General features: G+C 36.7%; 9 protein-coding genes. All 9 read left to right on the top strand.

Annotated features, from left to right (window positions below):
- Nucleotide 1: 1 nt before the first annotated feature.
- The 9 genes from HH304_RS14970 to HH304_RS14930 all read left to right on the top strand — a co-directional run bounded on the left by HH304_RS14970 (nt 2) and on the right by HH304_RS14930 (nt 13,303).
- Nucleotides 2-790, top strand: coding sequence for a gluconate 5-dehydrogenase (locus tag HH304_RS14970; protein ID WP_169683068.1), 789 nt, complete (start codon nt 2-4; stop codon nt 788-790).
- A complete protein-coding gene (locus HH304_RS21410; RefSeq protein ID WP_333908760.1) occupies nt 790-3,027 on the top strand; it encodes a pectinesterase family protein in 2,238 nt (745 codons plus the stop codon). The genes HH304_RS14970 and HH304_RS21410 overlap by 1 nt, the downstream gene beginning before the upstream one ends.
- Before the next feature lie 4 nt (nt 3,028-3,031).
- Entirely contained in the window at nt 3,032-4,759 is a 1,728-nt protein-coding gene (locus HH304_RS14960) for a glycoside hydrolase family 28 protein (RefSeq protein ID WP_271711641.1), read from the top strand.
- Nucleotides 4,760-4,834: 75 nt separating this feature from the next.
- Nucleotides 4,835-5,509 (top strand): rhamnogalacturonan acetylesterase, encoded by a 675-nt coding sequence (locus tag HH304_RS14955; RefSeq protein ID WP_271711640.1) that lies wholly within the window; start codon nt 4,835-4,837, stop codon nt 5,507-5,509.
- Nucleotides 5,509-6,324 (top strand): rhamnogalacturonan acetylesterase, encoded by an 816-nt coding sequence (locus HH304_RS14950; RefSeq protein ID WP_169683065.1) that lies wholly within the window; start codon nt 5,509-5,511, stop codon nt 6,322-6,324. Before HH304_RS14955 ends, HH304_RS14950 begins: the two co-directional genes overlap by 1 nt.
- Nucleotides 6,321-7,286: a pectinesterase family protein gene (locus HH304_RS14945; RefSeq protein ID WP_169683062.1), complete on the top strand. Its 966-nt coding sequence runs from the start codon at nt 6,321-6,323 to the stop codon at nt 7,284-7,286. Before HH304_RS14950 ends, HH304_RS14945 begins: the two co-directional genes overlap by 4 nt.
- Entirely contained in the window at nt 7,255-8,238 is a 984-nt protein-coding gene (locus HH304_RS14940) for an alpha/beta hydrolase (RefSeq protein WP_169683060.1), read from the top strand. Before HH304_RS14945 ends, HH304_RS14940 begins: the two co-directional genes overlap by 32 nt.
- Nucleotides 8,239-8,531: 293 nt before the next feature.
- A complete protein-coding gene (locus HH304_RS14935) occupies nt 8,532-11,663 on the top strand; it encodes a SusC/RagA family TonB-linked outer membrane protein (protein ID WP_169683058.1) in 3,132 nt (1,043 codons plus the stop codon).
- Nucleotides 11,664-11,674: 11 nt separating this feature from the next.
- On the top strand, nt 11,675-13,303 hold the full coding sequence (locus tag HH304_RS14930) for a RagB/SusD family nutrient uptake outer membrane protein (RefSeq protein WP_169683056.1): 1,629 nt from the start codon (nt 11,675-11,677) through the stop codon (nt 13,301-13,303).
- Nucleotides 13,304-13,384: the final 81 nt, after the last annotated feature.

The following is a 13,384-nucleotide window of genomic DNA, read 5'->3' as shown; positions in this document are numbered from 1 at the left end:
TATGAACTTATTTGATCTGAAAGGTAAAACGGCACTTGTAACCGGAGCTACTCACGGACTCGGAATGGCAATGGCAATGGGACTTGGAAAAGCGGGTGCCACTGTAGTAATCAATGGTCATTCGTCTCAGGAGAAAGTTGATAAGGCAATTGACGAATATAAAAAGGAAGGCATCGATGCCAGAGGGTATTTGTTTGATGTGACTAAAGAAGATCAGGTCATTGAAAATATCACCAAGATAGAAAAAGAGGTAGGTCCGATAGATATATTAGTTAATAACGCTGGTATAATCAAGAGAACTCCTCTTGCTGAAATGGAGGTTTCGGCATTCGAAGAAGTGATCAGGGTTGATCTGATCAGTCCGTTTATTGTTTCCAAGGCGGTTATTAATGGGATGATCGCCCGTGGATCGGGAAAGATCATTAATATCTGTTCGATGATGACGGAATTAGGTCGAAACACAGTTGGTGCCTATGCTGCTGCCAAAGGCGGACTTAAAATGCTTACTCGAAATATGGCAACAGAGTGGGCAAAATATAATGTGCAGGTAAATGGTATCGGTCCCGGATATTTTGCTACTAGCCAGACTGCACCGATCAGGGAAGATGGTCATCCATTTAATGACTTTATAATAAACCGTACACCGGCAGGGAAATGGGGTGATCCGGCAGATCTCGAAGGTACAGCAGTGTTTTTATCATCAAAAGCCAGTGACTTCGTTAATGGTCAGATCATTTATGTTGATGGAGGAATTCTTGCTACAATTGGTAAGCCCGCAAATGAAAATTAATGAATTCGATTAGAACCATATTACCTTTTATCTTTTTCACAATTGCTTTTAACTATGTTAATGCACAACAGATGGCTTTTCCTGATGCTGAAGGTTTCGGGAAATTCACTACCGGTGGAAGAGGAGGAAAGGTATTTGTTGTCTCTAATTTAAATGATTCGGGTTCGGGCAGTCTACGTGAAGCAATTGAATCTGAAGGTCCGCGAATAATTATATTTTCATTGTCGGGAAATATTGATCTTAAGTCTAATCTGGTCATTAAAAATGGCGATGTTACCATAGCTGGTCATTCGGCTCCCGGAGAAGGAATATGTATCAGGAATTACCCACTTCAAATCAGGGCAAATAATATTATCATCAGATACATGAGGTTTCGTCTGGGAGATAAAGGCGATGTCCAGGAGGATGCAATCAATGCCAGGTTTCTGAAAAACATTATGATTGATCACTGTTCAATGAGCTGGTCGATCGACGAATGTGCTTCTTTTTATTCAAACTCTGATTTTACGATGCAGTGGTGCATTATTTCTGAAAGCCTGAATAATTCTAACCATGAGAAGGGGCCTCATGGTTACGGTGCAATCTGGGGAGGGAATGGTGCTACTTTTCATCATAATTTAATAGCCCATCATAATAGTAGAAACCCTAGATTTAGCGGGTCTTCATCCACTAAAAATGATGAAGGTGAACTCACAGATTTCCGAAATAATGTAATCTATAACTGGGGAAGCAATAGTATTTACGGAGGTGAATCGGGTCGTTATAATATGGTGAATAACTATTTTAAGCCAGGCCCTGCCACTAAGAAATTAACAAGAAATAGAATAGTTAATCCGAGTGAGCCATATGGTAAATTTTATATAGAAGGAAACTTTGTTTATGGTGATGCACAAGTTTCTTATGATAATTGGGCCGGGGGTGTTCATTGTGATGACCCGGAGGCTGTAAAGTCTGAAAATTCGTTTGGTGCGGTAAAAATCACCTCGCAACATACCGCACAAAAAGCTTATCGAGCTGTTTTGAAAAGAAGCGGAGCCAGTTTGAAAAGAGATGAAGTCGATCAACGAATCATTAAAAATGTAAAAGAGGGGTCAGCTACGGTCAATAATGGCATAATTGACTCTCAGGAAGATGTTGGTGGATGGCCTGAATTGCAATCAGCACCTTATCCGAAAGATTCTGATGGTGATGGAATGCCTGATCAATGGGAGAAAGAAAATAATCTGGATCCGACAAAATATAATGCCAATGGCAATGACCTTCATGAGTATTATAACAATATCGAGGTATATCTGGAATCTCTACTGGTAAATTCCATAGTTGAGTTTGACTACATTGTCTCAAAAGACGGGATAGGAGATTTTAAAACCATACAGTCTGCAATTGATGCGGTTCCGGATATGAGAAAGGAAACAACTCGTATTTTGATAAAAGATGGTGTTTATAAAGAGAAATTAATACTTCCGGCTTCAAAAACCAATGTTACATTTATTGGAGAAAATCCGCAGAAGACTATAATTACATTCGATGATTTTGCATCAAAGAAAAATGAATTTGGAGAGGAAATAGGAACGTCGGGTTCAGCTGGGTTTTATGTGTTTGGTGATGGCTTTACTGCGCAGAATATCACTTTTTCAAATACTGCAGGGCCTTTTGGTCAGGCAGTGGCAGTGAGAGTTGATGGAGATAAAGTTATTTTCGAAAACTGCAGATTTTTAGGGTTTCAAGATACCCTTTATCCACATGGCGACCGAAGCAGGCAATATTATAAAAACTGCTATATAGAAGGAACAACGGATTTTATTTTTGGCTGGAGTACTGCTGTTTTTGAAGATTGCGAAATTTATTCCAAAGAGGGAGGAAATTATATTACTGCTGCCTCAACTAAAGAAGAAACTGAATATGGGTTTGTATTTCTAAACTGTAAACTTACCGGTGATGCCCCGGATAACTCAGTATTCCTTGGAAGACCCTGGCGAGAATATGCCCATACTGTATTTATAAACTGTGTACTGGGGAAGCATATAAATTCCGAAGGATGGCACAACTGGAGCAAACCAGAAGCTGAAAAAACAGCATTTTATGCAGAGTATAATTCAACAGGGCCCGGAGCCAATTCAAACAAAAGAGTAAAATGGTCTCATCAATTGACCAAGAAGCAACTTTCAGAATATACATTGAAAGAAATTTTTGGTGATTGGGATCCTGCGGAAAGATTAACTAAACTACCCAGATAATATCATGAAAAATATGAATGTGAAGAATAGCACTTTTTTATTGCTGACTTTGATGGGGTTAGCATTATATAGTTGTGGCGGAGGTTCTACCGAAACAGTCACAGAAGCCAATATGTCATCTAAGGAAATTAATAATTCTGGTGACATTTATGAAGGTATCGAATTTGACATGCCAAAGGTGAAAGAGCCTGAATTCCCAGATAATGAGGTAAATATTGTTGATTTCGGAGCAAAAGGAGATGGTATTTTTGATAATTCCGAAGCTTTTGAGAAAGCGATGCAAGCAATTGTAGAAAAAGGTGGAGGTAAAGTGATTGTACCACGTGGTATCTGGATGACCGGCCCAATTGTATTTCAAAGCAATGTCAATTTGCATGTAGAAGACGGGGCGTTGATCAGGTTTAGTGAAGACAAATCAAAATATCCATTAGTTGAAACAAGCTTTGAAGGATTAGAGACCTACCGATGTTTATCACCGATATCAGGAAAAGATCTTGAAAATATTGCAATCACAGGTAAAGGAGTTATTGATGGTTCCGGAGATGTATGGCGACCTGTAAAGAAAAGTAAAATGGCATCTTCAGCATGGGATCGATTAGTGAAAAGTGGAGGGGTTTTAAGTGGGGATGGTAAAACCTGGTACCCATCAAAGGCTTATGAGGAAGCAAATAAATTAACTGATAACTTTAATGTGCCTCCTTTTAAAACGAAAGAGGAATTCATGAAAGTAAAAGATTTTCTTAGACCGGTTATGGTGAGTTTTGTCAATTGCAAAAAAGTACTGTTAGATGGACCTACTTTTCAGAATTCTCCGGCATGGAATCTCCATCCATTAATGTGTGAAGATGTAACAATCCGAAATCTTACAGTAAGAAATCCATGGTATTCACAAAATGGAGATGGTCTTGATCTGGAGTCATGCAAAAATGTTGTGATCTACAATAACTCATTTGATGTTGGGGATGATGCTATTTGTTTTAAGTCAGGTAAAAATGAAGATGGCCGTAAGCGTGGTATGGCCACTGAAAATGTTATTGTCACAAATAATGTTGTATATCATGGACACGGCGGATTTGTCGTTGGTAGTGAAATGTCAGGCGGAGTAAAAAATGTTCATGTTTCAAATTGTACATTCATTGGGACTGATGTCGGATTGAGATTTAAAAGTACTCGCGGAAGAGGAGGCGTCGTGGAAAACATCCATATTTCTGATATTCACATGATTGATATTCCAACCGAAGCAATAAAATTCAATATGTTTTATGAAGGACAATCTCCAATTCTTGAAGAAGATCAGGATCCTGTAGAAAGTGACTCTGAACTAGAGCCTGTAACAGAGGAAACTCCTTCCTATAGAAATATTCATATGAAAAATATCTGGGTTACCAGTTCAAAGACCGGAGCATTTTTCCAGGGTCTACCGGAAATGAAACTTGAAAATGTTTCCCTTGAAAATGCTGTGCTCGAAGCTGAAAATGGCATAACAATGATCGATTCTGATAATATCAAGTTGAAGAATGTTAAGGTTATTCAGAAAAAGGGAAAGGCGCTAACAATTTTTAATAGTTCTAATGTATCTCTAGATGATTTTTCAGGAAACCCGGAAGATAATAAAGTAGTGAGAGTGTTAGGCTCAGGGTCTTCCAATATCAATTTAAAATCAAGTGGACTATCTGCTGATCAATTGTCAACTGGCACCAATGTAAGTAAAAAAGCGATTCATTTTCATTGATTTTTGAGTATGAAAGGGACTGTTTTTTTGTTCTTTATCATGGTAATGTTATTTCAACAGAATGAAAGTAAAATCATGATTTACATGGTGGGAGACTCAACCATGTCTGACAAGCCATTTGGAACCGGAAACCCGGAAAAAGGCTGGGGACAGGTGTTTCCACTCTATTTTGATCATCATGTAAGGGTTGAAAATCATGCAGTTAATGGTAGAAGTACAAAAAGTTTTATTGATGAGGGTAGATGGAATAAGGTTTTAGAGAAGCTTGAAGTGGGCAATTATGTATTTATACAATTCGGGCATAATGATGAAAAGGTAAAGGATTCTTCCAGATATACCGAGCCAAATTCATCTTACAAAGCAAACTTAAAGAAGTTTGTAATTGAAGCCAGAAGTAAGGGAGCAATTCCTGTTTTAGCCACTTCAATTGCAAGAAGAAAATTTGATGAGAATGGCAAACTAATACCAACTCATGGAGAATACCCGGAGGCGATGCGGCAGGTAGCAAAGGAATTGAATGTTCCATTGCTTGATTTGAATATGAGGACGAAAGATTTGCTGGCGAATTATGGTCCTGAAAATTCTAAAAAGTTATTTCTGCATATAGCAAAGGGGGAATATGAATCAATCCCGGAAGGCGAAATTGATAACACGCATTTATCGCCATATGGTGCCTTTCGGGTTGCAGATCTTGCAGTTGCTGAAATTAGGTCGAAGGTTCCTGAGTTGACTAAATATTTGAAGGACTGATGAAAGGAAAATTAATTAGACAGATAAACCTTATCCTATTAGGATTGATTTTCGCTTCTTATTCATTACAAGAAGAAGAGACCACAATATTTCTGATTGGCGATTCTACCATGACCGACTATAGTGATAACTATAATCCGGGGAAGAGTTATATGGAATCAAGGTATCCGATGACTGGCTGGGGACAGGTTTTTGAACCTTTTATGGTCAAAGATAGCATCAAACTACTTTCAAACTTGATCAATGGAAATCAGGTAAAAATTGAGAATCGAGCCAGAGGTGGACGAAGCACCAGAACTTTTTTTCAAGAAGCTCGATGGCGAAAAGTTTATGAAAGTTTGAAAGCAAATGATATTGTTATTATGCAGTTTGGTCATAACGATGCTGCGACTCACAAAACCGAAAGATATGTAAATATAGAAGGTTATAAGGAGTTCTTAAGATTATATATTTCTCAAACATTAGAAAAGAAGGCGCTTCCAATTGTACTGACTCCTGTTTGTAGAAATTATCCTTGGGAAAATGGTTATTTAACAAATGTTCATGGTGATTATCCTGACGCCGCCAAGGAAGTTGCCGATGAATTTGGTGTACCCTTGATTGATTTAAATCGGGTATCGATGGATTTTTTTAGTAAAAAGGGAAGAGATTTTGTGACTGAAAATTATTTTATGAATATACCAGAAGGAAAATATGAAGCTTATCCCGATGGATTATCAGATGATACACATTTTCAACCAGAAGGAGCAAAAGCAGTAGCGCAATTGGTGTTTACAGAACTAAAGAAATTGAATAATTCAATCTTACCGAAATGAAAATCAAACTGTTGCTGATGCTTTCAATTTTTGGGGTTTTAATTGAAAAAGCCTCAGCGCAGGTTGATTATTTCATTTCTGTAGCAGCAGATGGTAGTGGAGATTTTCATAGTATTCAGGCTGCGATTGATAATACTAAAGCATTTCCGGATAAGAGAATTACGATTTTTGTTAAAAAAGGTATTTATCGTGAAAAAGTAAGGGTATACTCATGGAATCCAAAATTGACGATTAGAGGTGAAGACAAGGAAAAAACAATCATTATTTACGACGATCATTTCAATAAAATTAATAGAGGACGAAATAGCACTTTTCATACTCCAACATTAATTGTTGAAGCAAATGATTGTCGCTTGGAAAATCTAACTATTATTAATGATGCCGGTCCTGTTGGTCAGGCTGTAGCCCTGGCTATTATTGCTAACCGGGTGGTTGTTGAAAATTGTGATATCAAAGGAAATCAGGATACACTTTATTGTGCTGGAGAGGGATCAAAACAATATTTCAATGAGTGTTATATTGAAGGTACAACTGATTTTATTTTTGGTGAGGCTACAGTTGTTTTTGAAAATTCAACAATAAAGTGCCTTGGAGATTCATATATCACTGCAGCTTCAACACCTGAAAATACAGAGTTTGGCTTTGTGTTTTTATCATGTGAAATAATTGCTGATGAAAAAGTGACTGATGTATACCTTGGAAGACCTTGGCGTTCTTATGCAAAAACAGCTTATATCAATTGTTCTCTAGGAAGGTTTATTAATCCTGAAGGATGGCATGATTGGTCAAAAAAGGATGTACATCATTTATCTTATTATGCTGAATATTTGAATACAGGTGAAGGAGCAGATACTGAGGAAAGAGTTGAATGGGCATATTTTTTAACGAAGGAGCAGGTAACTAAGTATACGAAAGAAAACATTCTAGAAGATGAAAGTCATAAATTCTGGTGGAGTAAATAGAATAGTTAAGTGTTTATTAATCAATTGTTTATTTTGTTTGTTCAGTTTTTTTGCGATTTCTCAAGAATACCAATACCCCAGAGACACTTCTTATACAATACACTCTGCTTATTTAAAGATCAAAAAGAAATATCCTCAGGTTACGCAGGTTAGTGCATCAAATCCTGAGACAATTTTTGAAAAGAGAGATCTTGTTTATTCATTTCAATCCCGCTCACTGAAATTAGATTTTTATTCTCCAAAAAACATTTCAGGAAAAACACCCGCTATTTTGATAGTATTTGGTGGTGGTTGGAAATCCGGTCAAAAAGAAAATTTAAGACCAATGGCTCAAAGGTTGGCAACGGCAGGATATGTCTGTGTTGTTCCGGAATACAGATTAAGTCCGGAGGCAATTTTTCCTGCTGCAGTTTATGATTTAAAAGAAGCTATCAAGTGGATTAAAAGCGAGTCTGGTAATTTAAATATTGATACAAACAAAATTGCGGTTTTAGGTTGTTCTGCCGGAGCTCAATTAGCCACCCTGGTAGCAGTAACTCCAGATAATTCCAAATTAGAAAGCCCTCACTCCAAAATAAAATTTTCAACTAGGGTTAATGCCATGGTTAATATAGATGGAATTGTTGCATTTATTCATCCAGAATCAGAAGAAGGGAAGGTAGCCGGGGAATGGCTTGGAGGAAATCAAGTTGAGGCTCATGAAAACTGGGAGTTAGCATCACCATTGACCCATGTAGATAGTACTTCCCCGCCAATATTATATATCAATAGTTCAATTCCACGGTTTCATGCTGGCCGTGATGATATGATTAAAATTTTGCAGCAGGAAAATATCTATTTTGAAGTCCATACTTTTGACAATTCTCCCCATTCTTTTTGGCATGTCAACCCTTGGTTTGAACCAACCAGCCAGTTAGTAATCAATTTTCTTATCAAAGTTTTCGAAAATTAATTAACAATTATCCGTACTTTAAAAGGATATGTTAAGATTGTCCATAGCCAGGGATCAATCATGATCATTTTTTAAAAATTGTGTGTGGAAATTTTCGGAAAACTCTATATAAAACAAGCATTTTGACTTTTAATTACCTGTAAATCAGTACGTTAAAAAATTGATAAGTGTATGTTAAAAATTGAATACTGATTCCGAAACCGTTTGCAGATATTTCAGTAATCAAATTTTTATTGTGTGTGTTTCACGATTATTTGATTATGAAAAATGTCTAACCCAACTAAAGTATTATCATGAAAATAAAACTACAGAACACAGGCTTTGCTCTGCTGAGTAGGAAGCTAATTGTGGGAGTGTTTGTAATGTTACTTTTTAGTATTACTGCATATTCCCAGGAAACCCAGATTACCGGCCGGGTGACTGATCCTGATGGAGGCGGACTACCGGGAGCTTCTATTTTAGTAGAAGGAACAAATAACGGTACAGTTTCAGATGCAGACGGTAATTATTCATTAAATGTACCGTCGGATGCAAAAAATCTTGTATTCACATTTATAGGATATAAATCAAAGGTTATTCCTATTAATGGAAGAACCTCAATTGATGTAAATCTGGAAGAAGATATAGCAGCTCTTGAGGAAGTGGTAGTTGTTGGTTACGGAACTCAAAAGCGTAAAGACGTAACTGGAGCGATAACAGGAATCGATTCGGAGGTGCTTCAGGAGCGCGGAACTACCAGTCCGGTTCAAGCTTTACAAGGAAGTGTTGCCGGAGTTCAGGTAAGTAATTCCACAGGACGAATTGGAGATGGATTTCGCTTAACTATCAGAGGAAAAGGAACTTTGGATGATAGTGATGATGCAAATGAACCATTATATGTTGTAGATGGAGCAATAGTTGATAATATTGATTTTCTAAATCCACAAGATATTGCCAGCATTGATATTTTAAAAGATGCTTCTTCAGCAGCAATTTATGGTTCAAGAGGTTCAAATGGTGTTGTTATAATTCAGACAAAAGGAGGAAATAGTATTCCAGCAGGAACTACATTTTCTTTCGATGCGTTTTATGGTTTCAAAGATCCTGCGAGGTTGCCAGAAATGATGAGTTATGAAAAGTGGAGATATTATCATGCTTCTGCTTATTTGGCAACAACGGATCCTGATAAACTAGCCACAATGACTCCTGAAGAGTATTATAATGTTTATGCATCCGAAGGGTCAAATGCAGTGTTAAGAACTCGTTTTGAAAATCTTGATGGGTTTGATTGGTATGATGCAGTATTAAAACAGGGTCAACAGGCTAATTATAATTTATCAATTGCTCATAGAAATGGAAAGTCGGCTTATACTGTTGGTTTTGGATACCAAACTGAAACAGGTAATATAGACAAAGAAGGCTTGGATAAATATTCTTTAAGGTCAAGCATTGATCAACAATTGACAAAGAAATTAAAATTAGGAACTAACCTGACTGTTTCATTGAATAATATTCAAAGAGGAAGTGCGGTAGCAATGCGTGAAGCTTTTCGATTAAATCCATTTTTGAGTCCATGGGCGATTGATGAGAATTATGATGAAATTGTTGGAGAGCTGTTTCCTTTACCTGGAAAATTGACTGATCCGGTAACTGGTGATTTTGTTATAAATAAAACCAGTACTTATAATCCATTGCTTGAAATACAAAACTCAAATGATGAACAACGCCAGTGGAATGGATTGGGTAATATGTATCTAAACTATGACATCTTAGAATTTTTAACCTTTAGAACAACCTTTTCGGCAAGTCTGGAATCATGGAGAAGGGGAATATCCTATGGAGCGATGACAAATACGGGTGTGAGTAATAATGATCTACCGTCATCATCAGTGGAGAACTTTCAAAATTTCAATTATAGTTGGGATAATCAATTAAACTTCAAAAAGGAATTTGGAGATCACTCATTTAATCTACTAGCGTTACAAAGTATTTTTGTAAATAGAACTGAGGGGTCGGCTATTTCTTCTACAGACCAACCATTTGAAACTGGATTTTATGGTGTTGGATCAGGGCCGCAATCAACTTATCTTCTTGATAATTATTTTATTAAAAGTCAATTAGCATCATTTGCACTAAGATTAAATTATGACTATAAGAATAAATATTTAGTCACCTTAACTAATCGGTGGGATGGATCATCTCTATTATCAGAGGGAAATAAATGGCAATCTTTCCCATCTGCAGCTGTTGCATGGAGGTTAAGTAAAGAAGATTTTTTACAATCGTCTGAAGTCATTTCTGACTTAAAATTAAGAGCTAGTTACGGTACCACAGGTAACAACAATGTTGATGCATACTCAACGTTAAACATCCTTAACCAGAAAACATACTATGACTTTGGGGGCAATACAGCTGAAGGATGGGTTGCAACATCACTTGCAAATAGGGTTTTGACTTGGGAAAAATCCAATGAAGTTAATATTGGATTGGATTTTAGTCTTCTCAATTATAAGATTAATGGTAGTATCGATTGGTATAACAGGTTATCAGATCAATTATTAGTAGAACAGAGCTTACCGTTAGAAACAGGATTCCCGGTTATCAATGCAAATGCGGCATCAGTTAGAAATACCGGGGTTGAAATAATGTTAAGAACAACTAACATTGAAACTGATAAGATAAGATGGGAGACCACTTTTACGTTTACCAAAAACACAAATAAAATTGAGTCAATATATGGACAATCTGAAAATGACGATGTTGGTAATGGGTGGTTTATTGGTCAGCCAATAGATGTACATTATAATTACCAATTCAATGGGATCTGGCAGGCAGATGAATCTGATGAAGCAGAATCATATAATCAATCTGAAGGTCAGGCCAAAGTTAAGGATATAAATAATGATGGTAAAATTGACCCTGATAATGACCGAGTATTTTTGGGTTCATATAATCCGGATTGGACAGGGGGGCTAATCTCAAGGTTGAATGTAGGAAATTTTGATTTTGTCTTCACTATTTCATCAGTACAAGGAGTTTTAGCATACAGTAATTTCCATGCGAACTTTACTGATACTCGCGATAGAGGAAGACAAAAACTTGATATTGACTGGTATGTTCCTGAAAATACAGTTGGAGTACCTGCCCAAGCATCAAATAATTATCCACAACCTAGAAATATGGGGACATTTTGGAGAAATGATGGTGTTGGCTACTATAAAGATGCTTCCTATGTGAAAGTTAATAACATTTCTTTAGGGTATACACTTCCTAAAAATTCATTAGAAAAATTAGGGCTTCAACAAATGAGAGTATATGTCAATGTACTTAATCCATTTGTATTTACTGAGTATGAAGGATGGGATCCTGAATGGGCTGAGGCATCTTTAAATGTAGGGCGTGTAAGTAGTGTTACTACTCAATTGGGGCTTAGTGTAAAATTTTAATCCTAGAAATCATGAAAAAATTATTTATAGTTATATCGATAGCAGCAATATCTCTCACATCTTGTGAGGATTTTCTGGAGGAGGAAATTAAGTCAAATGTCACTGCAGAAGACTTTTATGTGACTTCAGAAGGTTATAATGCTCTAATTAATTCGAATTACTCCTCATTACGTGAAATTTATGGTCAGGATCCCTGGTTATTTATGGCTGGCACCGACTTGTATATGGAAGGGCGGAATCCTGAACCTCCGGGACTTAGCCAATATACGCAATTAACAAGTTCTGAAAATGAAGTGGAATTTTTGTATGAGAAATGTTATGTGGCTATTCAAAGAGCAAATACAGCAATTTATTATGCAGATATCACTGAACAAACTTCAAACATTAGTCAGTATCTAGGAGAAGTAAAGTTTATTAGAGCAAATGCATTCTTCCTGTTAGTTCAAACTTATGGCGGTGTTAGCTTAGTTACTGAAAAGTTTGATGAGGTTGTTGTTTCATTTGATAGGAATTCTGCAGAAGAAATTTATTCTTTTATTATTTCTGAACTTGAAGAAGCATATAATCTGGTTAGTGATGGTGCTTTTATAGGTCGAGTAAATCAACGGGCTGTTGAAAATCTGTTAGCTAAGGTTCATTTAACCAGAGCTTATGAGCCCTTTGCTGCATCAGATGACTTTTCAAAAGCGGCTCAGTATGCTGACAATGTTATAGGAGGACAAACATTAAATCTTTCTTTTGAAGAGTTGTGGACTCCTGGTAATGAATTAAATGAAGAGGTGATTTTCTCTGTTCAATTTGATGAAAAATCAATTAGTTCAAGCCCAACTACTTTAGGTCATCAGCAACAAAATTTCTTTGGGTCTTACTTAGGAGGTTCTGAGGTAGCTGGTGATGCACCTTATAAATCATATAATTTGTGTCCTACAAGACATGCATTGTCCTTATTTGAAGAAGGTGATGAACGTTGGGAAGGTACCTTTATGACAGAGATCTATGAAAGGTATTACAATTATTTTGATGTTGAAGATAAGAGTTCACTTAATGTTGTACATTTTTATGAGCCTTCGTGGTTTACTTCGATAGATAGTACTGCATATGTTATAGCAAATCCTGGTGTTGAATACCATTCCTTTGGAGATCATGATCCTGAAGGAGGGGATATTTCAGGTAATCATAATACAATTATTATTAAGAAATTTGATGACCCTAAATCTAGATTTGCAGCTGATGGTTCAAATAGAAGTGTAAGTACTAGAGACTTTATTGTATCCAGGTTGGCTGAAACATATCTGGTAGCTGCTGAGGCTTACCTCGGTGCTGGTGCAGCAGGTACCGGACTTGAAAGATTGAATGAGGTAAGAAGAAGAGCTGGTGTTGCTGATGCTACTCTTGCAGAATTTGATTTGGACTACATCCTTGACGAAAGAGCTCGTGAGCTGATGGGTGAATATAAGCGTTGGTTTGACTTGAAAAGAACAGGCAAATTAGTTGAGCGAGCTTCTTTGTATCATCCATTAATTGAAGAGTCAAATTTCAATGGAAGTAATGGGGAGTTGAAGATACTCCGTCCTATTCCACAACGTGCTATAGATTTAAATCAGAATCCAAATTTTGAACAAAATCCTGCCTATCAATAAATAAGGGTTTATTGATATTATGAAGCGGGCTTTAACGTTTGGCCCGCTTCATTTAAAGGAAAGCATTTTTTGCCATGGCAG

The sequence above is a fragment of the Marinigracilibium pacificum genome, assembly GCF_012926615.1.
GTDB lineage: Bacteria > Bacteroidota > Bacteroidia > Cytophagales > Cyclobacteriaceae > Mangrovivirga > Mangrovivirga pacifica.
Note: the sequence above shows the minus strand (reverse complement) of the source record. Positions and strands in the feature narration are given on the sequence as shown.